We start from the raw sequence: 26,782 nt of genomic DNA, 5'->3' as shown, positions 1-26,782 counted from the left end.
TATTCGTTCCAGGAGTGGTTAGATTGGTCGATGAAGCAATCAGAACTTCCTTTCCCAAGTAAAAAGCCCAATTTGACGGTTCTTTCAGGTTCTGAAGGGGTGAAACAGATTGATGAACCCTGGTATCAATTGCTGATGAGAGAGGGGAATATCAAAGGTGGAAAAGCCTTGATGGGAAGAAACAACGTTCTTTTCACGCTAGCTTTAGCCAACTTCTCTTCAGGAATCGATCAGGAAGAGTGTGAGGAGGTTCTTTCTAGTTTTAATGCGAATCTAGACGAACCACTCTCTTCAGCTGAATATCATAAGATTATCACAAGCGCCTACTCAGGAAAATATGAAGCTGCTAGTCGTGACTATGTAATGACTTTATGCAAAGCATGGGTCAATCAAGAACTCAAGGCTTCAGATCTCTTTGTGAAACAACGATGGTACAAGTTCAAGAAGAAACGTGCGGACAGAAAGAATAGTCATCTTCATGAATGGAAAACAGATGTAATGGCCTATTTAGAAGGTTTCTATCAATCCGAAGATCCATTTATCCAGACGACAAAAAAAGAGATACGAGAGAATTTGAACATCCCTGAGCGCTCATTGGATAAAGTATTAAAGGTTCTCAAAGCAGAACAAAAGATTTTCTTTACAGTCAAAAATGGCCGTGGAGGAGGTATCAGATTAGCTTCTATCAAAGCAATCTTACTGTCCCTCATCCAGGTGAAAAAAGAACGTCAGGAAGCTTATATGGCTAATATTGCTGCTTTCTTTGAAGAAAGCTTAGAGTTCACTCAGAGAGTGATAGAAAGGGTTAAAGATGGCTTTAAACAAACACAACAACTATCTCTATTTGAGCTTGATATTGGATAATTTTAAAAACCCGTAAACTGCCTTTACATTATATCTATGATTATTACAAGGATATGCATGCATATAAAATAACTTAAGGAGGAATGATATGATTTTGATTTTAGTTGGATTCTTTAGCCTTATATTTTTTGGAGGAGTTTTAATAATTCTCTCGCTTATAGGGATTCGTCAACGAGTTCGTTTAGAAAACGGATATGATTCTGAATTAGAGACAGATCAGCTGGCAATGATTGGCCAAAATAGAAAGTGAGATTAAGAATGAAGTATGTAATTTTTAGTTTTGAATTAGGTGATTATATTTGTAATGGGGAGAATAAAGTTTTAGTTTTTGATACATTGGGACTAGCTTTTCAGTATCTTCAAAAACATTATCGTAAACCACTTCCTGAACAAAGAAAAAAGAGATTGATTCACTATCCTGATGTGTATCAAGCTCCGTTTAGGCTTTTAAAAGTTTGTTAGAAAGGGGAAAGGTCGATGTCAGAGTTATTCAAAATTATTCGAGGCTATTACCTAACAGGGGTTGGTCAGGAACCATTGGCTTATTATTTTAAACTTTCATCGGATAACTTAAAATTTGAGTCTGTTTCTGCAGGTGATGTCGCTTTAACTTTTTATCAAAACGAGGAGAGTATTTCTAGCATTCCAGCGATTATTAGAGTAGATAGTGTTATCTCGAATGATAAAATGATTTCAGATTACCTGCAGGAGGAGTTGAGAGATCATTATCCAATGTTACCAATTATCCATGTATTGGATTCCGAGGAATTTGATCCATTACTCTTTCAAGAAGTAATGACAACTTTTACTAACTTGAAATCAGAAATAAAAGAACTGGCCAAGATTGATTATGTTCAAGGTTCCATATTTGATTTTATGGATGAGGAGGAAGTAGTATGAAAGAGCTTTTTAGACACATTAAGTTAGCTGTAGGTGCTATTCTCGTTATTTTATTTGTGAGTCTCTCAGTTCTAGGAGGGTATAGGGTGTATAAAGATCATTTTATCTTAGATTATGATCCTCACCTTACTCAGAAGGAATACCAGAATACTGTACTTGATCAAAATGTAAACCTAGTATTTTATAAAAAAGATTGTCCTTACTGTCAGGTTGGGAAAAGTGTTGTTGTAGCTGCAGCTAATAAAGGTTCTTATCCTACATTTTACATTGACACTCAGACAGAAGAAGGTCAAAAGTTGGTAGAAAAATACCAGATTGAAAAAGCTGCAACTATCATCAAAATTCGTAAGGGTAAAATAAAGAAATATCTATATGCTTCGAGAGATTCAGAGGAAAAGATTGTAGCAGATGAGAAAACAATCCAGGAGGCCATAAATGACTAAAAGAATAAAACTGAGTAAGTGGGCCGAGACAGCTTTTCAAACAGATTGGGAACTATGGCGTGCTAAAACAAATGAAGGAATGGTTGTTTTAGGAAAAATACCAGATGGGACATTTACTCTACATCGTTTTAACGATGAGGGGGGAACTATAACACATGTTTCCAAAGAAAAAGCGCTCTGGTTGACCTTGGAGTTAGCACCTGAAAGATTGAACTATATTTAAGGAGGTAGTATGCATCAATTTTTAAATGCTATTGCGCATGGCGTGGTTGGAACTATCTTGATTGCGATCTGGTTCGTACCACTCTTCAGGATAACTATATGTGATAACTTCGGAAATGAAATCAAAACGAAAAGGCTGCCATTGGCGTTCTTAATGTTACTAAAAAGTGTTTGGCCGAAAAGTAAGGTTTCATTTATTTGGAAAGGATATAAGAGGAATGAGAAGAACTAAATCATCTAGTTTGAAGCAAAAAAGAGCTAACAAACATTTAAGAGGTATAAAAAATTACACGCTATCGAGTGAACAAAAAGGTTTCGACGATGTATCAACTTTTGATATGTTGTTTGCAACAAATGTGAAGTATCGAGTTTTTGCAATTTTAGGAGGCGTATCTATTTTTATTTTGCTAGCTTTAGTGCCAATCAATCTCTTTTTAGGCTTTATTGCATATGTAGCAGTAAATTTAGTTCATATGAATTCAAATTTTTTTCAATTAGTTGGAGTGAGGGACGTTTCTTTTATGACAGTATTTGAATCTTTTTATTTGGGGAATGTCGAGTTGATGAGAGATATATTTGTAACTATTTCTGTAGCTATTATAGTTTTATCTTTATCTTTATATGGAAAGTGGGTTACTGAAAAAAAGACGGATATAACCTCTTTAACAAATCAGTATTATGGAAAAATCAGGAAGGAGAAATAAAATGTCTACTTTAATCGAAATATCCAAGCGCTGGATTGAAAAGATAAAATCTAGCCCAATTTTGAAGCCATTTATTAAGACTAAAGTTTGGTTTCAAGAGAATATTATTAAGAGAAAACTAGTTATTTTCTCAATGTTGTTTGTGACCTGGTTGCCCCTTTTGATGGGAGCAATTTTCTCACCACAAAGACAAACCTATACTTCAGAACAACTCAAAACAAAGCAAGTTTTTGCGAATGGGAGTGGTGAGATGAAACTGGTCAGCCAGGAATATTCACCAGATACTGGAATTATTGTTTTACAATTTGAGACGAAAGATGCTACGACTTCGATAGATCGGGGCATCGATGCCAAACGATTGAAATGGAAACTCTATGCGCAACATAAAGACTCAAAAATAGAAATGGATGTTGTCCCAATCATTGATAATAAAGTATCAGTTATTATTAAAGGAGTTCCGAAAAATTTTGGTGCATTTGCGATCGATGTGACAAATCAGACAGTCGCTTCTAGCTCAATTGATGTGAATATTTCATCGCCATCCAGTGACTCTAAAAAGGTTTCTCAGAAGAAATCTGAAGAAGATGACACTGTACAATTCTTTGTAACTCCTCAAAATACTCAGCTTGAAATTAAAGCTATTGAGGTTGTCTCCAGAGAAGAATTTACTCTTCAGGAAATAGAAAAAGAGATCAATTTCCAGAATGAACAGTCTCAAAAATTGACAACCTCAATTGCTCAATTAAAGGAATCAATTGAAGATGATAATTCACGAAAAGCGAGTCTTCAAGCGGAAGCAAAATATCTAACAGGTGATGATCTCGAAGCCAATCAAAAGAATATTGCTACGCTGGATACAAACATTGAAACGAAGAATAGAACCATCGAAACAGCCTATAAAAACATTGAAAAGTTGAAGGCTAAATTGGAGTCTTTGGATAAGAAAAAACAGGCAGTCAAAGATGGAACATTTGAATTTTCAAATCCTATTGAAACTGTAGAAATGAATTAAAGTGAGATAAAATAAAATGAAAAATTTAATTAAAATGGTAAAAGGAACTGATAAATTGGGATATAAATTATCTGCGATTTGTGGAATAAATTGGCTGGTTGGTCAGATGTTTAAATGGCAATCTTTAGTGTTTGAAATGATAGCGTGTGCTGTTCTGGTTAAAATAATATCAGAAGCACTTGAAATTAGTTCAAATTATTTAGGATTTTTAATGATTATTTTTATCCTAGCTGTTCCTTTTTCAAAATTACGTTTTGGTGTTGAGAGATTTATTTTTTCATTTTTTGAAAGTGTTGTGTTAGGCTTGATTTTTTCCATCGCAGTAGTTTTTCCATTTCAAGAGAATGAATCATCGTTCTGGCTTTTAGCCACAATCTTTAGTATTGGTATTTATTATTTCATGAAGTGGTTTCAAGCAAAACTTTTTCAGCGTTATCTATTCAAAAACATCTTAAACAAGGATTACCTTGGAATCCGAAAATTAAAAGATAAGTTACCTCCTAAAATCAATATTTTTATGGATGCTGACGAAGGTGATGCAAACCAACGAATGATTACGATTAATCAGCGAGCAGTGAAAAAGGATTATCAAGATATTGTAGAATTAAGTTTTTTGAATAGAGAAAAACAGACAGGTATTTCCTATTACAGAAAATCATGGAGTGGTTCTGAAGCTCCTCTTGAAAAAAAATTTGTAGATATTGATGAATTTTATCATCCAGTATTTAGCGTCTTCCCGTTTGGAAAAAAACATGATTTTTATTTCAGGTTGATTCAATTGGATGTAAGTAAAAAGAGTGCGTTTTCTATGAAAGGCGAGTTTATGTTTACCAACAAATAGCAGTCAAAAATCTCCTTAATTTTTGAATTAAGGGGATTTATTTTTTATGATTGTCCCTTTAAAAAATAATTTAAGATTTTCGGTTACAATTGGATTAATTAAATAAAAAGGAGAAGTAATCATGGCTAAAAATGATTTAACAAAAATTGATAATCAACTAGAAGAGGCAAAGAAAAGAGTTGCCCTTTTAGAAAAGGAACGTAAAGATGCAGAAGAGAATCTTCAAAAACAAATTGGTAAAATCTATGTTCAAATTCAATTGAAGAAAGATAAAAATCAGTCGTATGAATCAATTTTAGAAGAGTTAAAAATGGAATTAAACCTCATCAAAGAAGAGAAAAAAGAACAACGTTTAGCAGCGAAGAAAAATCGTGAAGAAGGGAACTTTCCAGCTGAAAATCAATCTTGATTTTTGAGTTTTGAACTTCTAAATGAAGTCAAAAACGGTGTAAGTAAAAGTATGTAAAGAAGAAAAACAGTGTAAGTATAACACCTATAAAGTATGTAAAGGTAAGTATAGCATGTGTGTGTAAGTAGGCGAAGCCGAGAAAAATGGGTACACTAGAAACGTTGATACTATCAACTCCACACGTAACGTGGGGACAGTTTCTCTTATGCTCTTTTCTACCACAACACACCTAAAAAGGACCTTAGTCCCTCTGTGTGTGTTAGTGTGTTGAAAAACCGCAAAAATAGAACCGTATCGGTTCGTGATGTTGCGAGGTTGAAGTTTTCTTTTTTGCTTCTTTTTGCTTTTGCTTCGACAAAAGAAAAAAGAAGGGAGTCTTAATTTTACTAGAAAGGAAAAAATTAAATTGAAAAATCAAACACTAGAAGTAAAAATTAGAGGATTGACTCAGAACGAAATCAATTATCTAAAATCCCTTGCTAAAAAAAATAAAGCCAAATCATTTAATGAATTTTTGCTTTCAATCTGTCGTGAAAAAATTGAGTATGGAAAATTTAATCGTGCTCAAGATTTATATGTGGCTCATTTAGAAAATATGAAATTAGCTTCTGACCATGTTCTGGAACAAATGAAAAAACAGACAAGGATACTGTCTGAATTTGAAGAAAAAATGGATTGTTATGGCGAGCATATTTCACGTTGGTTAGAGTATGAAGGAGAGGTTGAAAGTGATGACTAAGGAAATTAAAATCAGAAATATACCTGATGATATGTTTGAACAACTTCGAGATATTTCAAAAAAATATAACTATCCTAGCTTTAACGAGTTTATGTTATCGCAAGTTCAAAATATCGTAATGAATGACGGATTGAATTTGTATGATAATCAATTTGCGGAAACATTGTCCGATATCAAAAACCAACAAAGTCAGATTTTAGAATTGATGTTGAAGAATGAAATTTCTCTTTCAGCTTTAAATGTTAAACAAGATATTGTAAATGAACTAACGACAAATTGGTTACATTTTATGGATGATGTATCAGCACTTGAAGCTGAACGACGGTCAGGTGGTGTTTGAAAATGAAGAAGAATAAATCTCTATTCATCATTCTCATTTTTCTTGCAATCGTTATCGTACAACCTAACAATTTTAATGCTATCAAATCTGGCTTGACACAAAATGATATCCCGACCCAATTGAACATAGCCGATTCAGCTGAAGAAAAAAATTCCGACTCTAATTTGAATCCTACTCTGAAAAATGATGATTTGAAATCGAAGGAGTATGATGGGAAAAATCAAGTGATTGTCGTCAATGAAAAATCACAATTTACAAAAAACGAATTGAGTTTAGAAAATGGCAGCTGGGAGAAATATTCTGATCTAGATTTTTTAAATCGTGTAGGAATTGCTGAAGCGATGTTGGGAAAAGAATTGATGCCAACAGAAGACAGAGAATCTATTTCGTCTGTCACACCGACAGGGTGGAAAAATAAAAAAATAATTTTCAACGGGAAAGAAGATTATTTATATAATCGTTCTCACTTAATCGGTTTTCAATTAAGTGGAGAAAATGCGAATGCGAAAAATTTATTTACAGGTACACGTGCTTTAAATGCAAATTTTGAAGATGAACAATCATCAATGGTCTACTATGAAAATAAAATTGCTAACTACATAAAAAATACGAACCACCATGTTCGCTATCGAGTAACTCCCATCTTTAGAAATGTGGAATTAGTTGCTAGAGGAGTTCGTATGGAAGCACAGAGTATTGAAGATGATGAGATCTCATTTGATGTGTATATCTTTAATATTCAACCAGGATATAAAATCAATTATTTGACAGGATCATCTCAGAAAAATTGAGGAGGGAAAAATGAATCCAAGACTTAGCTTATATTTTAGCGAAGAAACACATGAAAAATTTAAGGAAATAAAATCCTACTTGAAAGAATCGTCTGCTTTGCAGAAACAGTATCGAAATAATTCAGCAACGCTTGTCACTTTGATTGAAGTTTTTTATAAACTCTTTATTGAATTAGGAGAAGGAAAAAATTTTTATGAGCGACTGACTCAGCTGGAAAAAAATTTGGAAGGTAGCTTTGATTCTGGAAATGACAACAAGGCAATTCATCGTCAACTTGATCAAATTCTCTATTTAACACTAACCAATTTTCATGCTATTACGAAAGATGATTTTGATGTTCAAGATTTGGAATCTATTCATTCACGACTGGATCCTACACAGCATGAATTAATGGCAAGAATCAACGATGTCATTCAAGAAGATGTTGCACGTGGTCAAACAATCAAACATTCTCATTGAGGTACAGTAAATGGTAGATGTTGTTGAGATCTATTTAGAAACAGGAGATTTTCATGAAGCGGTGAGACAGTCAGGGTTGCCTACTCATATAGCTCATTTGAAATTGATTAAGAGTGGCTGTCTGAAAATTCAAGATAAAATTCAGTATGGTTCTAGGACAGCTAAGCTTGGGGGACTGGCCGAGGAGCTTTTTCAAAAGTATGTTCCAGATGCAACGGATGCGAATAAGTATTTCAAGAAAAATAATCCAGTATATGATTTTTGGCTAGATGGTCTAACGATTGATGTAAAATACAGCTCATTGTATAAAAGGAAAAACGGGAACTCCCATCACTGGCAATTGAGAACAAAAGGTAATCAAGATTTTATTGTCGCCTTTTTAGAACGAGAAAGTGGTTCAGAGTTAGAAAAACCAAATATCTTATTGATTCCCATGCAATTTATTGAAGAGCAAAAAGAATTACATATTTCTCAATCAGGACGGTGGATCAATGATTTTCAAGTTGAACCTGAAGAATTACAACCGTTATTAAAAGACTATGCTCTTTTAAGAAAAAATGGACTATTTTAATTCAAAGAGAGGAAAATAATGAACGTATCTTCTAGTCCAAGTATTACCTTCATGCTGCAATACACTGAAGCAAATAGTGGCTTTGTAGACTACACTAATAGAGACGAAGCTGTTGAGGTTGATAACGAATTAAATTTAGAAACACACAGACAAAATATCGAGTCTCTAACTGAAGATGAACTACAAAAAATTCAAACTGAAGTTCCAGAAACGAAACTAAATTTTCAGGAATACATTGATTATATGAATCGCTCTTATGCTACTGAAAACCAAAATGAAGAGATGACTGCGATTTTTACAAAAGAGGCCAATTACTTGCAGCGTAGCAAAGTAACTGAATTGAAAAGTAAGTTAGAACAGGCTTATCAAAATGGCTCTCTTCTATGGCAAGGTGTTATCTCTTTTGATAATGATTTTTTGGCCAAAGAGGGATTATATGATCTGGAAACTGGGAAAGTCGATCAGCAAGCTATCAAGTCGGTCATACGTGAAGCATTACCAAGATTGATTGAAAAAGAAAGCTTATCCGACTCATCATTTTGGTGGGCTAACATTCACTTGAATACGGATAATATTCATGTGCATTTTGGTTTATCAGAAGTCGAGTCTGCAAGAGAAAAAATTTTCTATCGACCTCGTGGACGAATGGAGTACAGAGGGAACTTTTCCCAAAAAACCATTGAGCGTTTTAAAAGTGATGTTTTTCATGGCTTGTTGAATGAACAGACTAGAGGAATGATTGTTAGACGAGAACAAATCTTGGCCAATATCAGAAGTGAGTTGATCAATTCTGTATTTAGAGATCAGATGGTGCGTTCTTCAGCTGAAAAAAATTTTTTGGAGCAGGCTTATAATCATTTGCCTATGGATAAAAAATGGCGCTATGGATCAAATGCAAGAGATTTTGCAGTCAGTAAATTCTTCCTTGACCGCTATCTGGACTCCTATTTAGAAAATGATGGGAAAGAGCTCTATCAAGAATTTCTGAAAGAAACGAAGGAGTTCCTAGAAACCTATAGAGGAGCTTATTCGGCTGGAAAAAAATCAACCTACGAGAAGATTCGGAAACTTGACGGTCGTGTTGAGAAAACACAACAGGAGGCTGCAGGCTATCATCTGCAGCAATTAATAGCGAATCGAGAGAAGGAGTTGAGAGAACGACTAGCAAATAAAATCTTGCACCTATTTCGTGAGAATGCTCCTGAAATAGCTGACGTTCGGCTGGAAAAAAATTTGGCCAATTTCTCAGTAAAGAATCAAAAATTAATTTTAGCCCAGGATCCTAACGCAAGTGTCATCAAAACACTAGATGCCTGGAAAAAACTGGGTTATGATTTGAAAGATGGAGCAAAACCTATTGAAATCACAAAACCAGTCTATGCTGCTTATGATAAACACGGAACAGGTTTGGGACGTCCTGAATATGTTAGGGAATTAGTTTATGATGTGAGTCAGCTGAAAGAAGACTTACTGGAGAAGCAACTTACTTTAAGAGACTTGTCGCTATTTTCTTCAGCTGATTTGAAAGATCTTGTAGAAGCAGCTAAAAAGAAAAGTGATCGATCATTAAAAGAGCGCCAGGAGTTAGGAACATTTCGCTATGCTTTAAAATTGAGTTTATTGGAGGAAAAACAGAGTAGCTTATTAGTTCGTAAAACTCTCTTTGATCAAATTCAACCACTTGAAACTGATCAGCCATTTGTTGAATTAAAAAAGAAGGAGATTCTTCAAAGACTGAAGCTGACTGAATTGCAACTGACCCCAAATTATAAACTAGGTGAAGCAGACCAATCTCTAAAACAATCTCTTGCTAACCAGTTTGAAGATAGTGTTTCCTTTTCAGTAGAAAAGGCTGATTCATTAGCAATTCAAGCACCTATTAAACGTCTTAAGGGAGAATTAGCGGCAGTTCAACCTCTTCAAGATGAAGGAGTGTTGACTATTCTAAAGGGCTATCCTGTTACAAAAGATAGCTACATAGAAGAACTGCAGACCCATATCTCAATTTTTCAGCTGAAACATGAGATTTACAGTCGAAACAAGGAAATTTCACAAACGACTGATCAAGCGACTATTCAAAAATTAAAACAGGAGAATGCGAAAGGATTTTCTGAACTCAAATCACTCTATCTAAAAATATTGCCAGAGGAAGAAAGCAATCAGAAAAGTCAGTTAGCTCAAGCTGTTTCACATAAAATGCAAGAAAGGAAGAACCTGCAAAGAAAAAACGTCCAACAATCCCAAGGTAAAGCAATCATCAATACAGATTTCATGAGAAATTTGACCAATTCTCTTCAAAGAGCCCAACGTGCAAATAAAAAAGCCCTTATGGAACGTGAGAGAAGTGATGAGAGACAAGAACTTGAAGAAAAAGGACACAGTATATAAAGGGATGTGTTTGGAGTCAAATAAAAGCCGTGATTTTTCACGGCTTTTTTACAATTCATTATCTGCTTTCATTTCAGTAAGCACTGAGCTAGTCAAGACTTTTTCTGCAAGATCTCCCTGCTCAATCTCTTCAGCAGTATAGTAGTAGTCAATGATAGGACATTTTTCTAGCAATTCAATATAGTCTCCTCTCACGATATAGAGATATTCGTCTGTTGATCCCTCTAGCATGTCAGTTTCTAGTTCCTGGATCAGGTCGCTGTAATCATAGCTAAAACGATAGTTACCAGCATCTATCCATGCTTGAACCCTCATAGCGACCTCAAGACTTAACTTATTAAAGTCTTTCTTGCCATTTCTCAAGAGAGAAATAGAACTCTCTTGGATACCTATTTCTTTGCTCAAACGATAGGCTGAGACAGCCTTGTTCATCAAGACCGCCTCAACTTGTGATGTGTTAATACGCATATATCACCCCGTTATCTACGTGACCTACTTCTTTAACCACTTCGACTGGTTTCATTCCACGGGCCTCTATTAAAATTCTATCATCTTTATCAACCCAAAAGTCCAGACGGTCAGCAAATTCTTCAAAAGTCATTTCTTCTTTGAACTCTTCGTAGAGGTCAACAAGAGCTTCTTTTAATTGTTCTTCAGTCATTTTTATTACCTCTTTCCATTTATATTTTTATTTTACGCTTGCCATAATTTCGGCAAGTTCTCTAACTTTTTTAGCTTCATCAATATGATGTTGAACATTTTCTGGTTCAATTTTAATGATTGTGCTTTCTTCATACTTGCGACTAAATTTTTGGATGATTTTATAAACATCTCTGGTTGAAATTCTCACAAGGTCTGTTGCTAGTTTTTCTGCTTTATCCGAAAATACTTCGTTGCGGATAGCTTGCGCTTGTTCTTTTTGTTTTCTCAACGCTTCTTTGTGTTCTTTGTAAGTTGTCATTTTGTTTTACCATGAGAGCCTTTTTGCTCTCCCTTTCCTTATCTTAATTATCTCCATCAAAATACTTAACGAACGTCAAGTATTTTGATGGAGATAATTTGCTTTTTTTAATTCTGAAACTAGTTTCAAACTGAAAATGTGTTCATGTAGAATCCCTCTTTTGTTTAAATTGTTTACTTATAGATATCCCTCATTTTTAAAATTACATTGTCCCTTTAACTGTGATTTCTCGATTATTACGTAGAATAAAAGGATAAAAGAGAAAGGAGTAGAAAAATGGAGCTAGTATTTCCAGATGTTGCAGTTGAAGACTTTGACTTTTCAGCCGAATGGTTAATTACGGCAATAAATGCCGATAACAAGCAAGTGCATTTTGAGGGTCAAGGAAGAAATTCTGATTTAGAAATGGTTCTAGATTTTAAGGAAAACTCTGAGCTATTTGAATCTTTTTCAGTAGGGGAATTGGTTCACTTAGATCCAGAATCATTTATACAAGCAGAGAAAGAACCGTACAAACCACAGTATGAAGGATTTTAAGGAGATTTTATATGACAGAACAAGAATCAAGACGTGGTAAAAGCCGTAGAGAACGTGTTGAATTTGCACGTTCTAGAGATATTTTGGATGTTGCAAACGAGCTTCAGATGGAGCTGGTTCGTTCTGGACGGGACTATCGATGGAAAGAACATGATAGCCTAGTTATTTCACCTGATAAGAATTTATGGAAATGGTTCTCTAGAAATACAGGTGGAGATTCGATTTCTTTAGTTGAAACGATAAAGGAAGTAGATTTTAATCAATCTGTAGATTTTTTAAATGATGGAAATTTTAAAGAGTTTCAAATGGTTGAAAGGCCTCAAGAAGATTTTAAATACTATCTTGAAAAATACGAGCAGCCGTTTTCAGATGGACGAGATTACTTGCGGAATCAACGTGGACTATCAGATGAAACAATTGATTATTTTTTGGAACAGGGTGTTTTAGCCCAAGCTAACGCCAAACTTGACTACTTTGCGGAAGGCACTGGTGGAGTCACAACAAATGCGATTGAGCCAGTTATTGTCTTCAAGTCCCTTTTTTCTTCAGGTGAAGTTGTTGGAGCCTCTTTACAGGGAATTCAGGAGAATTGGGAGAAGTGGCCAAAACATGGATATGCTAAAGTGATTATGAAAAACTCGGATCCTATGACAGGTATTCATGTTGATATTGGCAGTCCAAAACGATTGATTTTCACTGAGAGTCCAATTGATTTAATGTCCTACTATGAATTGCATAAGGATAGTCTTAAGGATGTCAGATTAGTTTCTATGGACGGTTTGAAAGAATCAACTATTGGCCGTCATCTATCTCAAATTCAAGCTGAAATTTCAGGAAAATCATTAAGATGGACACCTGAACAATTGGCAGACGGACTTCAAGTAGCTATTGATCGTCACTTTTTTGAAGATGGTAAAAATGCGGATTTAATCACGCTAGCTTTAGATAATGATAAAGCAGGTAGAACATTTATTCAAGAATTGGAAGCAAAAGGAGCTGTTATCAATTCGGATCTGCCAGAACTAAGACCAGGACAAGATAAAACGGACTGGAATGATGTTCTAAAGAGTCAGCATGAAGAAAAATCTGATAGTCGAAAATCAGAATATGAAGAAATGGCTGAGGCAAATTTATCAGAATCAAGTCACTTTCCTGATACCAGCCACCTTTCTCCTGAAGATGCGGAGTGGCTTAAAGAAAATTGGAACAATATTTCTTTCTCTGTTCAGTCAACTAGACCCTCTGAAACAGATCTAGCTGCGGAAGAAAAGCATTCTCCAGGCAATCAAGAGTCTATTAGGAATATAGAGGAGAATGCTGGAAGATTGATGAGCTATGAAGAGGTAAAACGTGAAAATGAAGCATTAACAAAGAGTTTAAATAATCGGATTCAATCTGGAGAATTATCAATTGAATTTGCACCAGATTTCTATCTGTATGATGTCTTTGCGAAGTTAGGAAATAGCCATCCTACAAAATATCTCAGCGATAAAAAAATGGAAGTGTTGTCTCCCATTCATTCACTTTTGACCTCTATTGATGATCAAACGATTGATTTATACAAGAAAAAAGGGACTCCAGAGCAAGATTCCTTGTATCAAGCATTGAAACCTCATCAGAGAACTTTGGGAGTAGATATTTCAACCCGTTTTATTGGTGAACTTGCAATAGCAGCCTACAATACCAACAAGCAGATAGAAAGCCTTTCAAGTGATAGTTTTGGCGTCTATTTTAATGAAAGAACCCTTGATAATCTGTCACAATCGGTTGAGCGAATGTTAGAGTATCCATTGATTGAATCGGGAATAAGAGACTTTTCCTACGGTTTTGTGACAACACCAAATACATTGTTTCACTATCTGGAAGAACAAGAGGGAGAAGTTGTTTTAAATCGAGAATTATTGGATAACTTGATGTCACGTCTTGAGACTCATCCTATTAAGATAATGGAAGATTCAGAAGAAAAAGAAAAGTCTCTTGAGGATGGACAAGAGACTACTGATAATTCTGAACAAAACAAAAAGGTTGAGACAAAACTCGGGGATTTTCCTGAAGAAACTCAGGGGGCAGCACCTCTACCAGAAGCGAATGTATCGCAACCTTTGAATGACTTGTCACCAAGTCAAACTCGATCTCAACCTTTACTTCATTTTAGCATAAATGAGGAAAGAAAGTCAATTCATAAGGATAACTACCATCCTATTTCAGATAAAGACTTGCTGAAACTAAACAGATATGCTCCTCATCTTCAAAATGCTGCTCAATGGTACTTAGAAAACGTAGCAGACTCACAAGTGATCTATTTTTACCAGGATGGTGCAGATACGAATAGTGTTGCTATTTCTTATAACAAAGAAAGCTTTATGCACTTAACGGGTATTTATCCTTATAGAGAAGGGCAAACTGCAGAACAAACTTTATTGGATTTTGCTACTGGAAATGGACAATTTGATAATATTTTGATTGCCAACAGAGGTGCTGCATTCGATAAGTTGAAAGTTCTCCCTGAATTACCTACCATGGTAGACGCAGAGTCCTTTTATTTTGGAGACTTGTCAGATGTAGAAAAGTTTCATACCCTAAATTTAGATAAGGCAATTCGCTCAAATGATCAAGATGTTTTACTTGCTTTTCGGACAGTAGATGGCACGGTTCTGCCAGCTAGCCTTATGCGATTAAGACAAAGCCTTAATCTTCTACTAAATCAGACAAACCAGGAAAAGATTATTTTAGGTGTCTTTAGAGAGCGAGATGGTCACATCGATCAACTCTCAATCAATGAGGAATATGTTAAAGACAAAGGTGCAGAAATGCTGTCAGTTTTGAAGAATAAGCAGTATGAAGAAATTTCTAAAGAGATTGAACAAACAACTCCAGAGAACACACTGAATAAACCCCTACTGGATTCGACTACGTTTACTCAAGTCCTAGATACTGTCTATAATTTAGGTGTGCCAGGTGACATCTCAAAAACTCCAGAAGAATTTCATCAAGCCTGGAATCAGTATCTTGACTATGCGAAGCAGCATAATGATAAATTTGATCAGATTGTTGCTGCAGCTGGTGAAGATCATCTCCTAGATACAAATTCAGATTTTTATAAAGAATGGATACAAGATCATATCTATAAGGAAAACTACCATGTACGCCTTCAATGGTCTGAGGAACGCCCAGAAGGCCCTATATTGCCATTTAAAGAGACAGAGCTGATATCTTATCAAGATTTCGCTAGGGAGCTATATAAGGCTAATCAGGACTTTTATCCAATTCATCAAGAAGGAATGAAACAAGTAACAGCAGGCAATACTGAAGGCTATATCCCTCCTACCAAAATTAAGTTTGATATCTATGCTCCAGGGGGTGAAATGATCAAAGAGGGAATTCGATATGATATTGGAGATGAGACTAGACCAATTTCACAAATGCTAGGATTAGGATATCGTCGACTCAACGGTCAATCTGAACTAGCATCGATGGATGAAGAAATTCTTTCTCAGCTGGAAAATAGAGAGGTGAATAAGGAAATTTCCCAGGAAGCAAATGAATCAGCTCGATTGACAGAAGAAGTAGCAGGTCAAACTCTTGATACAAGAGAAACGGTAGCTTTTCAATCTTCTAAACAAGAAACTAAAAATAATTTGCTTCAGCGTGTAGAGGAGATTCTGAAAGAGGAACCTATTTCGGATTTGGAGACTCCTGAAGTAAACTCAAGTAGTATTGATTATGCTACTTTAACGCCTCATGAATTGAGTGAGGTTGCTTTTCAAAAAGTGAGAGAGTACACAGAAACACCAGAACGGTTAGAAGAGTATCTGAATTTTATGAGTAAGTTTCCAGAACTCTCACCTAGAAATGTAGCGTTGATTCAGGAACAGTGGCCAGGAGCGAATGCAGTCGCAACCTATAATCAATGGCAATCTATGGGGGAAGTTCTTGGAATTACTTCAGATCAGGTATTTGAAACTAGAAATACCTATACCAATAAAAAAACAGGTCGAACAAGAGAAGTTGTCCATAACAATCTTTCAGTTAAAACAGGTGAAAAATCACATATTACCTTGTTTAGACCTATGATGGTTGAAATGATTCCTGTATTGGATGAAAATGGGAACCAGGTAAAAAACGGAAAAGGCAATCCAAAATATAAAAGACTTTCTGAAGCGACACCTGAAGAAAAAGCTTTAAAGAAAGAAGGGAAGTTAAAATCTCGCTTCTTCCAGGAAAGAGATTCAAATACAGGCTTAGCTAAATTCGCTACGTATAAAGTATTTGAGTTGTCTCAAACAACCTTGAAGCCTGAATTTTATCCAAAAGCGATGCCAAATCGTCATTATGATTTTAATATGGATCATGTTCGTACAAGAGAGGTGCTTGAGGGACTTTCCGATTATGCAAATAGTATCGGTGTAACCATCTATCAAGATGATGCAAAAGAGTTGAAGAGTGCAAAAGGAGCTTTTTATCCAGATGAACAAAAAATACTTTTGAATCCAGATAATACTCCTGGAGAAGTCGTTGCAACAACCATTCACGAGTTGGCGCATGCTAGTCTGCATAATCCTAAATTTGCTAACTCGTATAAGGAAGATGTCTCAAAAGATCGTAGAGAACTTGAAGCTGAGATGACAAGTTATCTCGTTTCTAAGCATTTTGGGTTAGATACCTCGGAGAAAGCTATTCGCTATATGGCACTTTGGACTGATAATTTAACATCTCTTGATGACCAACAATTAGCGCAATCTATGAAACGGATTCATGGGACAGTATCTAAGATTGTAAAAAGTGTTGAACAACATACAAAACCTTACCAGTTAAACAGACAGGTGGTACAAAATCAAAATTTTATCCAAAGCCCAAAGAAGGGGCTTAAAATCTAGAAAGAGCGCTCTTTAAGAGCCTCTTTTTTTTGTGTATAAAGTTATATAACTTTTTGTGCTGTTTTTTGATATCAACTCACTCTATTCTTTGTCTATGTCCCTTTACAAAAGATTTTTTAATTATAGCTTACAATGACAGAAAATGAAGTAGAAGGAGAATGATATGGTTATAGTTATTCTGGCTGAAAAAGAGAAACAGGCAGAAGCTTATGCTACAGCTTTGGGACAATTTAGTAAAAAGAAAGGTGTCTATGTCATTAGGCAGTCACTCTATTTTCCAGCTGAAGTACATGTGGTGGCTGCTGAAGGGCACCTATTTGAATACAGTGAACCAGACAACTGGTCACTTGATAAATTACCTCTTACAAATGTTTCATTTAAGCAACATCTGAAAGAGGACAAGGATTCGAGAGAAAAATTTAAGAGAATCTATGATGAAGTGGTAGCAGCGGATCAAGTGATTATTGGGACGGATGCTGATAGAGAAGGAGAGCGGATTGCGTACTCTATTTTATCGCATATACCAGGAGGCAAGGAGAAAATTTGGAAACGGCTTTGGGCAAGCTCCTTGACCAAGAAAGCTCTTCAAAAAGCTTTTCAGGAATTGAAAGAACCTTCAGAAACCTATAATTACTATTTAGAAGCTGAAGCACGTGCACAAAGTGATTGGTTGGTAGGAATGAACTTATCACCTCTTGCAACTCTTGATCTTCAAGCAAGAGGGCAACTTACTCGAACAAAAGGTAGCCATCTATCTGTTGGCCGAGTTCAAACACCAGCGGTCAGACTAGTTTGTGAGAATGATTTAGAGATTCGCAACTTTACTCCAGAAAAATATTGGAAGCTTCAGCTGGAGGATAATAAAAACGGGGTATTTTTCACCACAAAAGACAAAACTAAGGATAGTGAGGCTATTTTAGCCTCTTCAAGGGGATTATCAACCACCTCTGTTATTTCTTCAGTTGAGGTAGAAAATCATCAGAAATCAGCTCCACAACTATTTACCTTGTCTGCATTACAAAGTTTTGCAGCAAGTGCCTGGAAATTTGACTCAGATAAAACAGAGAGCATTGTTGAGGGACTGTATTTGGAAGGATTTCTCTCCTATCCACGACCAGATTCAGAATACATCAATCAATTTGAGTTTGACGATTTAAAAGAAAATCTATCTGCCTATCAAAAAGCTATTAATTGTCATTTTCAGCCAGCGTTTTTGGAGCCTAGAGAAGATTATGTCAATGATGAAAAAGTATCTGGTACAAGCCACTCAGCCTTGATTCCGACTGAAAGAATTCCAAACCTTTCAAATTTAAAAACTGACCAACGACTGATTTATGAAGCAATTGTGAAGCAGGCAATCTTGATGTTTGCGGATGATTGTTATTATTCAACCAAAACAATTGAAGTAGAAAATAGTGGTCTTGTTTTTAAAACAAAGGGTAGAACGCTTCATAAATTAGGATGGGCTGAATGGAGTTCACGAAAGGTACGAGGTCCAGTTGAAGTTCCTGATTATCAAGTGGGAGATAAAATTGATACGCAGGTTCAGATTGTAGGGGGTGAAACTAAACCACCTAAAAGACTAACTGAAAGCCAATTGATTGGCCAAATATTTCCTAAATATGGCTTAGGAACACAAGCCACTAGAGGAGAAATCATTAAAAAAATTCAGAGCAAGGGCTATGTTGTCAAAGATAAAAAAACAGGTCAACTAACTCCTACCAACAAAGCCTATTTACTTATCAATTATCTCTATGACAATGAGTTCTCTGATCCAGAGACAACAGGAGGCTGGGAAATGTTTCTATCTCAGATTGGAGAAGGGACAATCAATCCACGAGAATTTGTGGATGCGATAAAAGATAAGCTCACTCTTCAAATCAAGGAAGTAAAAGAAAGAGGTGATTAGGTGTGACTACTGAAGAAAAGAAAAAAACACCCTATTTAGATCGTTATACAGATAATTTGACAGAAAAAGTTTCAAAAAAAGCGGAAGATTATCAGGTGTACGGACGTGATAAAGAAGTAGAAGCTGTTCAGACCACTCTTCTCAGGCGAACTAAGAATAATCCTATTTTGGTGGGAGAAGCTGGAGTTGGAAAAACAGCTATTGTTGAAGGATTTGCTTTAGCCATTTTAAGAAACCAGGTATCTCCAAAATTAAAAAATTTGACCGTGCGTTCTCTGGAACTATCTAGCTTAATGTCAGATGAGGATGGAGGATTTATTGTTAAGTTTAAAAAAATTATTGAGGAGATGGTAGAAACCAAAGGAGAGAATCTTCTCTTTATTGATGAATTTCACACTATTGTTGGTGCTGGAGGTTCAGATAAAGGTGCTCTGGATGCTGGAAATATTGTAAAGCCAGTTTTGTCACGTGGTGAGATGCAATTGATCGGCGCAACTACTTTAGATGAATTTCATGAATATATTGAAATGGACCGAGCGCTGGAGCGAAGGATGCAGCCAATTATGGTTTCTGAACCGACAACTACTCAAGCGATTGAAATTCTTGAACAAGCTAAAACTATTTATGAAAAATTTCACCAGGTGTCTATTAGTTCTGATGCTGTAAAACAAGCTGTACTTCTATCTGTTCGCTACATACCTGATCAATTTTTACCTGATAAAGCCTTTGACTTAATAGATGAAGCAGCGACAATTTGTTCTACAAATGGGTTAGGCCATGTAGGTAAGCAAGAAATTGCAGAGGTGCTGAAAAATAAAACAGGTATTCCTGTCACGACGATTTTGAAAGGTGACAAGGAAAGGCTAGATGGTTTAAAAGAAAAGCTGTCACGACGGGTTAAAGGTCAAGATGAGGCTGTAGATGCTGTTGTGAATGCTATAACTGTTGCACAAGCTGGTTTACAGGATCAAAGAAAGCCCCTATCTTCCTTCATGTTTCTAGGAACTTCAGGAGTTGGAAAAACAGAGCTTGCCCTGGCATTGGCAGAGGGGATGTTTGATGATGAAGAGGCGATTATTCGTTTTGATATGTCTGAGTACAAGCAAAAAGGAGATATTACAAAGTTGATTGGCGATCGTCAAACTAGGATAAAAGGTCAATTGACTGAGAAGGTTAAACAAAAACCTTATAGCGTTATTCTGATCGATGAGGTGGAGAAAGCACACTCAGAAGTTGTAGATTTATTTTTGCAGGTGCTTGATGCAGGACGTTTGACTGATTCAACTGGAAGGCAAGTGAGCTTTAAGAATACGATTGTTATTATTACTACGAATATTGGTTCTCAAAAAATTATTAAGCAGTACGAATTGAAAGGGAATTTTAAAAAGCTAACCGATAGGGATAAAATTCAGTTTGAAAAGAGCATGACGTTGGAGTTGGAAACTAAATTCCGACCAGAATTTCTCAATCGAATTGAATATAAATTGATTTTTAACATGTTAGACGAGGAAGTGAATCAGGAAATTATTGTCAAACAGCTATCAGAAATTCAAGAAAGAATGAAGAATAAAAAGTTGACTCTCTCTTATGAAGAAAGTTTGGTTACTTATTTATTAGATGTGGGAACAAATATAAAGGACGGTGCACGGCCACTTGAAAGAGTGATTAAGCATAAAGTACTTCCTTTAATTTCTAAAGAATTTCTTAATCTATCAGATTTCAACCAGGAATATCATTTTCATCTTTGGGTAGAAGGTGATGCGCCAGATGAACACCATCGTGAAGATAAAAGAGAAATATTATTTGAAGTTGAGGCTAAAAATAAGTCATTTGGTGAAGTATTATTTTCATAAAGTTCACAACAAAAAAATGATTGTCCCTTTAAAAAATTTTTTTCAATTATCTATTACACTAATATTGTCAAAATAACAAAGGAGGATTTCTATGAAAAATTATTTGACAAGACAACTTCAGCAAGTAAAAACAAAATCACAAATGTTTTTATTGAGCCTTTCTCTATTTCTAACAGGAACTACAGTTTATGCGGATGATCCGTTCGCCAAGTCTGATACCTTAGCAAAAGAAGGAATAACTAAGGTTCAGGGAATCGGTGTTGTGTTATTTGGTTTAGCAGCGGTTGTAACCTCATTGATTTATGGTTTTGGTGGACGTGAGCTAAAAGCGGCGATGAAGAAACATTGGGTTGCGATTGCAGTTGCAATTATTGGTGTTGCAGCAGGCCCAGGTATTATTGAATGGTTCTTTAACTTTATTAAAAAGTAAGGGGTAAAAATTATGACTTTTTCACTCTTTAATAAAAATAGATGTTCTATTACCGATGAGCTTTTCCTAGAACTGACCTGGGAAGATGGAAGAGGTCTAGAGGATGATAGTGAACTGCTTGATATTATTGAGGGATTGGATCATCTTGCTAATTTTCCTCAGCCGATTTCAAAAAGTTTGCCCTACCTAACATTTCAACAAGCCGAATTGTTGTTTAAAGAGTTAAAACAGGCGTATGGCAAGTTTCAGCTGAAAAAAGTATCAATTGCTCATCTAGAAGGGAAAAGCGCAGTAACAGAAGGGGAGGTTTATGCTAGTCCATTCCTCATTACTGAAGACTATGAAAATCTCTTGTTTCCCCTAATTCAAGCAATACTTACTCGCTCTGAATTTGCGAGTTACAGCTATCAGGAAAAAAGGGAGTATTTTGAGAACCAGATTTATCCTGTATATAAACAAAGTTTGGGATTATCTGATTCTTCTCTCCCCCTTTTCCCAGCTGAAGGTGAAACGTTGGTTCATTCTCAATCAAGTCGTTTGCCACCGATTCCAAAAGCAAGGGATCAAACAGATGCTACGTATCCCGTATCTCAAAAGCAGTCATCTTTCCTCAAGAAATTTTATCTATTTTTAGGTTTTGTTGGAGTGATTACAATAGTAAATATCGTTTGTGTATTTTTTGCTTTCACTCAACTATCTAACCAGTCAGAAAAAGTAAATTTCTTATATCAGGAACAAAAAAATACTCAACTAATCATTTCAACGAAAAATGAAGTTGATGTATTTAGTCGCTATTTCTTACCTTCTTATTACTCAGGCAAAAAAGAAAATCTAGTGGATTTTCTTTCTGAAGGTGATGCAAAATTCACCCAACCAAAAGAAGGAATTTTACAGTCCGTTATTTTAGAGAAGTTGAATTATGATTCAGAAACTCAAAAATACACGGTTTCCTATATCCTATCAGTCAAAAAAGCGGATAAATCATCTAGCGTTAGATTAACTTTTGATGTAAAAGCTTCTGATTCTTCAAAATATGGATTTGTTGTAGAAACAGAACCAAAAGAATCAAATTATCTTAAAAATTAGAAAAGGAAAAATCACAATGCACAAGAAACAAGTATTAGCTACACTAGCACTATCAACTATCGCACTTGCACAAGCTGGTTCTGTATATGCAGATGAGCTTGCACCAATTGATTCTTCTGCTCCAACAACAGAAGTAGTTCAGCCAACAGCACCTAGCACTTCAACAGAAACAGAGGCTCCAGCAGTTCAGCCAACAGCACCTAGCGCTTCAACAGAAACAGAAGCTCCAGCAGTTCAGCCAACAGAGCCTTCAGTTACTCCAGTTGATCCAACAACACCAGATACATCATCAACGACAGATAAACCGCAAGGTAAAGACAATGCTGAGAGTTTAGATGGCGTATCAACTGATAAACCAGTAACACCAGATACATCATCAACGACAGATAAACCGCAAGGTAAAGACAATGCTGAGAGCTTAGATGGCGTACCAACTGATAAACCAGTAACACCAGATACATCATCAACTAAAGACAAACCACAAGGTAAGGATAACGCTGAAAGCCTTGATGGTGTACCTGCTGAAAAGCCAAAAACAACAGTAGAGGCAAACGAACAAGGGAAGTCTCAAATTGGAACTACTTCAACTTCAACAGGTCAAGTGGTGCATGATGTAATAAAAGAACCAGTTGAAACGAATACAGGAGCTTCAATTGTTAGCACTCAAAGCGGAAACGTAGTCCTTTCAGATGGCTCTGTAGTAGCTCCTGAAGAGGTCGGTGGTACTGTCAACGAAGATAAGACTATCTCTGTTACTGATAAAGATGGTAATCTCAAGACACTTCCAAACACTGGAACAGCAGAAAGTATTCTAAGTACTATTGGTGGCATGTTGTTGACAGCAGTAGGTTATTTTTACAAGAAAAAACTATTTTAATTAAGAAAAGGAGACATATATGACAGAAAAAACAAAAGGACACGGATATTTCCGTAAGAAAAAATGGGCTAAAGGCTTAGTATCAGGAATTGCAGTTGCAGGGATTGTAGCTTTCTCTGCAGGTTCAGCATTTGCAGATGAAGCAGTCCAGCCTGAAAGTAAAAATGATAACAACGCATACGCTACACAAGCTGGTAAAGCAACAGGAAGCCAGTCTGTAGCGATTGATAATGGTGTAGTTACTAAGGCAGCTGGAAAAGCAAAAGAAGCAGGGGTGAATGTTTCTGAGACTCAGTCAGTTGATAAGGGAACAGATACTACTCCAACAAAACTAGAACAGTCTAAGTCTGATATTAAACAAGACCAGGACAAGCAGGTCAAGGCACTTGAAGAAACGACTGCAAAACAAGTTCAAAACAATGAAGCCTTCAAGGAAGCGCAGGAAGCTATTCACGCTAACAATCAATTTGTAGCTGATGAAAAAGCCAAACATGAAAAGGCAACAACTGTCACTGTAACGAATGACGGTTCGACAGCTACTGATGGAACAGCATCTAAAAACAAGGAAGCAGCTACAACAGCTAAGAAAGTCTTGTCAGAGAACAAGAAAGCAGTAGCAGATTACCTAGTTGAAAAAGGGAACTATGATACTACTGTTAAACAAGCTACTATTTTAAACAAAGCGGTAGAAAGCGCATCTGAACAGCTAAAGAAAGAAAAAGTTGATGTTAAGGTCGTGACACGTACCGTTTCTTCAGTCAAAGAAGTAGAGGCGCTACAAAAGAAAAATGACCAGGCTATTGCAGCTGCGAAAGGCAAAGTGGAGCTTAACAAAGCGATTATGGCTGCCTATACTGAGAAGAAGAATGCTAGTGATCAAGTCAATCAAGAAGCTGATCGCAAATCAGCTGATTTGAAAAATTCTGGCGTACTTTTAACTTCTAAAACACAGGAAGTTTCTTCAGCTGATGAAGCGAAGCAAATTGGGAAACAAAACCAAGCAGCTTATGATAAAGCTAAGAAAGCACAAGCAGACTGGCAGAAGAAATACAATGAACTTCAATCTAAAACAAGTACGGAAGGGTTCACAAAAGAGGTTGTCTTACAGGCTCTCAGTCTTGCAACAGCTAATCCTGAAGCAACAGTGAAGTCATCTGCTTCAGGTTCAACAGTAGTAACGACAAGTTATATTGCTTCCTCAAGTGGTTCTTCAGGATATGGTCGTATTCTTGATTCTACCAAAGTTTTAAAATATAAGGATGTTGGCACTGGATGGAAAACTGAAATTGACTATACAGGTTTAAAAGGTTTAACGGTTTCAACTGCAGAGGGTTCAAAACATACTATTTCTCGTATTCATCGAAAATTTGAAATCCTTAATCAAGGAAAGACAGGATTGAATGATGTATACGTCTTGAACGATCCAACAGAAGGATTCGTAGTAGCTCGTAATGATGGTACTGGTGATACTTCGGATTACATGAAGTTTAGAGTAACTGATACTTATTATTACAATGTTGATGGTAAAGAAGTAGTGTTCACTGCTTCAGAAAAAACTCCAGCAAGTATAACTTATTCATCTCTTAACTATAACAAAATTGGTTGGGAAGGTGCTGGAGCAGTTAATGGTAAAAATATTGAGATTAACGGTTCAACTGTAACATATCATAAAAACGATGGTTACAACTATGCTGATAACTACAATACAGAGGAAAATGTAGGAGTTACATGGGATACTTCTGACTCTCCTTATCAATATAAGGGAGCAGCACTCGGTGTCTTCACTAAAGGGACTGATTTCACTACTGATTTTGCTCAATGGGATGGCTCTGCAACACCAACAGGACAGACATACTGGTTTGCCTTAAACACTAAAGTGGTAGCATCAGTTGTTGAAGTTCCAACTACTGCAACTATCACAAAAACAACTGTGAAACCTGTCAAACCTGAGCCTGTATCAGCTGAATTGGTGAATACAAAGAATCCAGTCAAACCAACCTTGACTTTTAAAATTCTCTCTGAAACTAAAAATCAGAAGTTATCCGCAAGTTATCACGGTTACAAATTGCAGTATAAACCTACTGTCCGCAAGTCTGTATCTGACACAGATAAAACGAATACAGATGGCCAAACAGTAGCTAAAAATGCTACTCAGCTTTATACATTGCATCATGATAATATCTATGCTAACCTTAAAAAGGGAGACAAGATTACCATCATTGATCCACTCGAAGCTGGTGCTGTTCCTGATGTAGCTGTCACAAAGGCAGCTGCAGAGAAAGCGGGATGGGGCGTTGCCTATGATGCAGGAAAAAACACTTATACCTTTACTGCAACCTACGAAGGGAAGCACTTAGAAGCTCCTGTGATTACCTGGAAACCAATCTATGACAAGGGCTTCTATGACAACACTTATAAAGTGTTAGTGAATAACTACGAAGTTTTCTCAAATACTGTCACCAACTACACTCCAAGACCTCCAAAACCAGTCAAATCTGTATTAGATCATTCTGGTAAGGATATCAATGGTGCTAAAACATTTGACCGCAACGTGACCTTCCGTTTGACAACAGATTACAGTCCATACACCAAAACTCTTGCTTCAGCGCAGGCACTTGGTAAGAAGTTTGGAATTCTGGATGATGTTCAAGACAAAGCCTTCACAGTTGACCACAGCAAAACCAAGATGACTGCTGCAGGGCAAGACGTGAAAAATCTCTTTGATATGTATCACGTACTTTCAGATGCAGGACGTACTGATGCAATCAAGAATATTCTGAAGGAATTGAACTTGACACCTAAAGGTGAATTTTATCTTTGGGTTGCGAAAGACTCTGCGAGCTTCTATAACAATTACGTGAAGCAAAATAAAAATGTGACGATTGATCTTTCAGCGAAACTCTTAGTAAAAGAGGGAGAAATCGTGAAGAACGATTTTAAACAGATCGATTTTGGGAATAGCTATCAGTCGAATCTTGTAACAGTTGAAGTTCCATATGTTAATCCAGAAAAACATGTACTTGATAGAACTGGTAAGAAAGTCCTTGATGGCAAAGAAGTTCAGCTAGGTGATTTTGTTCAGTACCTTCTTGATGGAGTAACTGTTCCAGAAAAACATGATACATTGTACCAATATGATGGTCTGGATAAACTCGATATGAAGCATGACCGCTATACTGGTAATTGGAAGGGTATCATCAAGGGTACAGAATATACAGCAGAAAAAGAGCTAACGTTGCCATACGATGTTATCCTGAAGGATGGTAAAGTTGTAAAAGCTGGCGATAAGATTGCTAAAGGAACATCTTATGCGTTCACCTTTGAATTTAACCAAGGTACTAATTCAGAGTTTATCAAGAAACTTGTAACTGTTAAGTGGGATGCCAAAGGTGGTCAGTGGTCTTACGTTATCAATCAAGATTTCCTAAACTCTCTAGGAGTTAAAGGAACCTTTGATGCAGACTTCTACATCGAGGCGGAGCGTATTGAAACGGGTGATAAGATTGAGAATACTTTCATCAATATTGTTAATAAACAAGAAATGACTGCCAAGGTTATTACTCGTACA

The 26,782-nt window shown here is 36.1% G+C and carries 27 protein-coding genes; 24 read left to right on the top strand and 3 right to left on the bottom strand.

The features are described from left to right. The 16 genes from ADI74_RS05890 to mobP2 all read left to right on the top strand — a co-directional run. On the top strand, window positions 1-864 hold an 864-nt coding region (locus tag ADI74_RS05890; protein WP_049537711.1), incomplete at its 5' end, for a primase C-terminal domain-containing protein. Between the two features lie 88 nt (window positions 865-952). After that, window positions 953-1,114 (top strand): hypothetical protein, encoded by a 162-nt coding sequence (locus tag ADI74_RS11225; RefSeq protein WP_192833033.1) that lies wholly within the window; start codon window positions 953-955, stop codon window positions 1,112-1,114. 8 nt (window positions 1,115-1,122) lie between these two features. Further along, complete coding sequence (locus ADI74_RS05885) at window positions 1,123-1,326, top strand: hypothetical protein (protein WP_000878299.1); 204 nt, start codon at window positions 1,123-1,125, stop codon at window positions 1,324-1,326. A gap of 15 nt (window positions 1,327-1,341) precedes the next feature. Beyond that, on the top strand, window positions 1,342-1,764 hold the full coding sequence (locus ADI74_RS05880) for a hypothetical protein (RefSeq protein WP_049537710.1): 423 nt from the start codon (window positions 1,342-1,344) through the stop codon (window positions 1,762-1,764). Next, window positions 1,761-2,207, top strand: coding sequence for a thioredoxin domain-containing protein (locus tag ADI74_RS05875; RefSeq protein WP_049537707.1), 447 nt, complete (start codon window positions 1,761-1,763; stop codon window positions 2,205-2,207). Before ADI74_RS05880 ends, ADI74_RS05875 begins: the two co-directional genes overlap by 4 nt. Next, window positions 2,200-2,430: a hypothetical protein gene (locus ADI74_RS05870; protein WP_049537705.1), complete on the top strand. Its 231-nt coding sequence runs from the start codon at window positions 2,200-2,202 to the stop codon at window positions 2,428-2,430. Before ADI74_RS05875 ends, ADI74_RS05870 begins: the two co-directional genes overlap by 8 nt. A 217-nt stretch (window positions 2,431-2,647) precedes the next feature. Next, on the top strand, window positions 2,648-3,133 hold the full coding sequence (locus ADI74_RS05860) for a hypothetical protein (RefSeq protein WP_049537702.1): 486 nt from the start codon (window positions 2,648-2,650) through the stop codon (window positions 3,131-3,133). A 1-nt stretch (window position 3,134) separates the two neighbouring features. Beyond that, window positions 3,135-4,145 (top strand): hypothetical protein, encoded by a 1,011-nt coding sequence (locus ADI74_RS05855; protein WP_049537701.1) that lies wholly within the window; start codon window positions 3,135-3,137, stop codon window positions 4,143-4,145. Window positions 4,146-4,161: 16 nt separating this feature from the next. After that, window positions 4,162-4,986 carry a hypothetical protein gene (locus ADI74_RS05850; RefSeq protein WP_049537700.1) on the top strand — a complete coding sequence of 275 codons (825 nt, stop codon included), beginning with the start codon at window positions 4,162-4,164 and terminating at the stop codon, window positions 4,984-4,986. 121 nt (window positions 4,987-5,107) lie between these two features. Beyond that, window positions 5,108-5,395, top strand: coding sequence for a hypothetical protein (locus tag ADI74_RS05845; protein ID WP_049537699.1), 288 nt, complete (start codon window positions 5,108-5,110; stop codon window positions 5,393-5,395). Window positions 5,396-5,795: 400 nt separating this feature from the next. Beyond that, window positions 5,796-6,134, top strand: a complete 339-nt coding sequence (locus tag ADI74_RS05840) for a hypothetical protein (RefSeq protein ID WP_152906312.1) — start codon at window positions 5,796-5,798, stop codon at window positions 6,132-6,134. Beyond that, window positions 6,127-6,474: a hypothetical protein gene (locus ADI74_RS05835; protein ID WP_049537697.1), complete on the top strand. Its 348-nt coding sequence runs from the start codon at window positions 6,127-6,129 to the stop codon at window positions 6,472-6,474. The genes ADI74_RS05840 and ADI74_RS05835 overlap by 8 nt, the downstream gene beginning before the upstream one ends. A gap of 2 nt (window positions 6,475-6,476) precedes the next feature. Continuing rightward, the gene (locus ADI74_RS05830; RefSeq protein ID WP_049537696.1) at window positions 6,477-7,265 is read left to right on the top strand and encodes a DNA/RNA non-specific endonuclease; all 789 of its coding nucleotides are present in this window, start codon (window positions 6,477-6,479) and stop codon (window positions 7,263-7,265) included. 10 nt (window positions 7,266-7,275) lie between these two features. Further along, complete coding sequence (locus ADI74_RS05825; RefSeq protein WP_049537695.1) at window positions 7,276-7,725, top strand: hypothetical protein; 450 nt, start codon at window positions 7,276-7,278, stop codon at window positions 7,723-7,725. 10 nt (window positions 7,726-7,735) lie between these two features. Continuing rightward, the gene (locus ADI74_RS05820) at window positions 7,736-8,296 is read left to right on the top strand and encodes a hypothetical protein (protein ID WP_049537693.1); all 561 of its coding nucleotides are present in this window, start codon (window positions 7,736-7,738) and stop codon (window positions 8,294-8,296) included. A gap of 18 nt (window positions 8,297-8,314) precedes the next feature. Beyond that, window positions 8,315-10,684, top strand: coding sequence for a MobP2 family relaxase (gene mobP2, locus ADI74_RS05815; RefSeq protein ID WP_049537692.1), 2,370 nt, complete (start codon window positions 8,315-8,317; stop codon window positions 10,682-10,684). A gap of 48 nt (window positions 10,685-10,732) precedes the next feature. Here the strand turns inward: mobP2 and ADI74_RS05810 are convergent, their stop codons facing one another. Genes ADI74_RS05810 through ADI74_RS05800 form a run of 3 tightly spaced genes read right to left on the bottom strand, consistent with a single transcriptional unit; the run spans window position 10,733 to window position 11,645 of the window. Beyond that, entirely contained in the window at window positions 10,733-11,152 is a 420-nt protein-coding gene (locus ADI74_RS05810) for a hypothetical protein (protein WP_049537691.1), read from the bottom strand. Next, window positions 11,142-11,345, bottom strand: coding sequence for a hypothetical protein (locus ADI74_RS05805; protein WP_049537689.1), 204 nt, complete (start codon window positions 11,343-11,345; stop codon window positions 11,142-11,144). Before ADI74_RS05805 ends, ADI74_RS05810 begins: the two co-directional genes overlap by 11 nt. A 27-nt stretch (window positions 11,346-11,372) precedes the next feature. Next, window positions 11,373-11,645, bottom strand: a complete 273-nt coding sequence (locus tag ADI74_RS05800) for a hypothetical protein (RefSeq protein ID WP_049537687.1) — start codon at window positions 11,643-11,645, stop codon at window positions 11,373-11,375. Between the two features lie 276 nt (window positions 11,646-11,921). Here ADI74_RS05800 and ADI74_RS05795 point away from each other — a divergent pair, with 276 nt between their 5' ends. The 8 genes from ADI74_RS05795 to ADI74_RS05760 all read left to right on the top strand — a co-directional run. Next, window positions 11,922-12,182, top strand: coding sequence for a hypothetical protein (locus ADI74_RS05795; RefSeq protein ID WP_049537684.1), 261 nt, complete (start codon window positions 11,922-11,924; stop codon window positions 12,180-12,182). 11 nt (window positions 12,183-12,193) lie between these two features. Next, a complete protein-coding gene (locus ADI74_RS05790) occupies window positions 12,194-17,059 on the top strand; it encodes a PBECR4 domain-containing protein (protein WP_049537682.1) in 4,866 nt (1,621 codons plus the stop codon). Between the two features lie 163 nt (window positions 17,060-17,222). Next, window positions 17,223-18,968, top strand: a complete 1,746-nt coding sequence (locus ADI74_RS05785; protein ID WP_049537680.1) for a type IA DNA topoisomerase — start codon at window positions 17,223-17,225, stop codon at window positions 18,966-18,968. A 2-nt stretch (window positions 18,969-18,970) separates the two neighbouring features. Further along, complete coding sequence (locus ADI74_RS05780) at window positions 18,971-20,821, top strand: AAA family ATPase (RefSeq protein ID WP_049537678.1); 1,851 nt, start codon at window positions 18,971-18,973, stop codon at window positions 20,819-20,821. A 91-nt stretch (window positions 20,822-20,912) separates the two neighbouring features. Continuing rightward, entirely contained in the window at window positions 20,913-21,251 is a 339-nt protein-coding gene (locus ADI74_RS05775) for a hypothetical protein (RefSeq protein ID WP_049537677.1), read from the top strand. A 12-nt stretch (window positions 21,252-21,263) separates the two neighbouring features. Beyond that, window positions 21,264-22,337: a hypothetical protein gene (locus tag ADI74_RS05770; RefSeq protein ID WP_049537675.1), complete on the top strand. Its 1,074-nt coding sequence runs from the start codon at window positions 21,264-21,266 to the stop codon at window positions 22,335-22,337. A 16-nt stretch (window positions 22,338-22,353) separates the two neighbouring features. Next, window positions 22,354-23,214 carry an LPXTG cell wall anchor domain-containing protein gene (locus tag ADI74_RS05765; RefSeq protein WP_049537673.1) on the top strand — a complete coding sequence of 287 codons (861 nt, stop codon included), beginning with the start codon at window positions 22,354-22,356 and terminating at the stop codon, window positions 23,212-23,214. A gap of 19 nt (window positions 23,215-23,233) precedes the next feature. Continuing rightward, on the top strand, window positions 23,234-26,782 hold a 3,549-nt coding region (locus ADI74_RS05760; protein ID WP_049537671.1), incomplete at its 3' end, for an SspB-related isopeptide-forming adhesin.

The organism is Streptococcus pseudopneumoniae, assembly GCF_001074565.1.
Lineage (GTDB): Bacteria > Bacillota > Bacilli > Lactobacillales > Streptococcaceae > Streptococcus > Streptococcus pseudopneumoniae_J.
This window is presented reverse-complemented; position numbering and strand designations above follow the sequence as displayed.

What these genes read in the sequence shown, in the direction of transcription:
- ADI74_RS11225 (WP_192833033.1), top strand. Translation starts at nt 953, where the DNA reads ATGATTTTGATTTTAGTTGGATTCTTTAGCCTTATATTTTTTGGAGGA.
- ADI74_RS05885 (WP_000878299.1), top strand. Translation starts at nt 1,123, where the DNA reads ATGAAGTATGTAATTTTTAGTTTTGAATTAGGTGATTATATTTGTAAT.
- ADI74_RS05880 (WP_049537710.1), top strand. Translation starts at nt 1,342, where the DNA reads ATGTCAGAGTTATTCAAAATTATTCGAGGCTATTACCTAACAGGGGTT.
- ADI74_RS05875 (WP_049537707.1), top strand. Translation starts at nt 1,761, where the DNA reads ATGAAAGAGCTTTTTAGACACATTAAGTTAGCTGTAGGTGCTATTCTC.
- ADI74_RS05870 (WP_049537705.1), top strand. Translation starts at nt 2,200, where the DNA reads ATGACTAAAAGAATAAAACTGAGTAAGTGGGCCGAGACAGCTTTTCAA.
- ADI74_RS05860 (WP_049537702.1), top strand. Translation starts at nt 2,648, where the DNA reads ATGAGAAGAACTAAATCATCTAGTTTGAAGCAAAAAAGAGCTAACAAA.
- ADI74_RS05855 (WP_049537701.1), top strand. Translation starts at nt 3,135, where the DNA reads ATGTCTACTTTAATCGAAATATCCAAGCGCTGGATTGAAAAGATAAAA.
- ADI74_RS05850 (WP_049537700.1), top strand. Translation starts at nt 4,162, where the DNA reads ATGAAAAATTTAATTAAAATGGTAAAAGGAACTGATAAATTGGGATAT.
- ADI74_RS05845 (WP_049537699.1), top strand. Translation starts at nt 5,108, where the DNA reads ATGGCTAAAAATGATTTAACAAAAATTGATAATCAACTAGAAGAGGCA.
- ADI74_RS05835 (WP_049537697.1), top strand. Translation starts at nt 6,127, where the DNA reads ATGACTAAGGAAATTAAAATCAGAAATATACCTGATGATATGTTTGAA.
- ADI74_RS05830 (WP_049537696.1), top strand. Translation starts at nt 6,477, where the DNA reads ATGAAGAAGAATAAATCTCTATTCATCATTCTCATTTTTCTTGCAATC.
- ADI74_RS05825 (WP_049537695.1), top strand. Translation starts at nt 7,276, where the DNA reads ATGAATCCAAGACTTAGCTTATATTTTAGCGAAGAAACACATGAAAAA.
- ADI74_RS05820 (WP_049537693.1), top strand. Translation starts at nt 7,736, where the DNA reads ATGGTAGATGTTGTTGAGATCTATTTAGAAACAGGAGATTTTCATGAA.
- mobP2 (WP_049537692.1), top strand. Translation starts at nt 8,315, where the DNA reads ATGAACGTATCTTCTAGTCCAAGTATTACCTTCATGCTGCAATACACT.
- ADI74_RS05810 (WP_049537691.1), bottom strand. Translation starts at nt 11,152, where the DNA reads ATGCGTATTAACACATCACAAGTTGAGGCGGTCTTGATGAACAAGGCT.
- ADI74_RS05805 (WP_049537689.1), bottom strand. Translation starts at nt 11,345, where the DNA reads ATGACTGAAGAACAATTAAAAGAAGCTCTTGTTGACCTCTACGAAGAG.
- ADI74_RS05800 (WP_049537687.1), bottom strand. Translation starts at nt 11,645, where the DNA reads ATGACAACTTACAAAGAACACAAAGAAGCGTTGAGAAAACAAAAAGAA.
- ADI74_RS05795 (WP_049537684.1), top strand. Translation starts at nt 11,922, where the DNA reads ATGGAGCTAGTATTTCCAGATGTTGCAGTTGAAGACTTTGACTTTTCA.
- ADI74_RS05790 (WP_049537682.1), top strand. Translation starts at nt 12,194, where the DNA reads ATGACAGAACAAGAATCAAGACGTGGTAAAAGCCGTAGAGAACGTGTT.
- ADI74_RS05785 (WP_049537680.1), top strand. Translation starts at nt 17,223, where the DNA reads ATGGTTATAGTTATTCTGGCTGAAAAAGAGAAACAGGCAGAAGCTTAT.
- ADI74_RS05775 (WP_049537677.1), top strand. Translation starts at nt 20,913, where the DNA reads ATGAAAAATTATTTGACAAGACAACTTCAGCAAGTAAAAACAAAATCA.
- ADI74_RS05770 (WP_049537675.1), top strand. Translation starts at nt 21,264, where the DNA reads ATGACTTTTTCACTCTTTAATAAAAATAGATGTTCTATTACCGATGAG.
- ADI74_RS05765 (WP_049537673.1), top strand. Translation starts at nt 22,354, where the DNA reads ATGCACAAGAAACAAGTATTAGCTACACTAGCACTATCAACTATCGCA.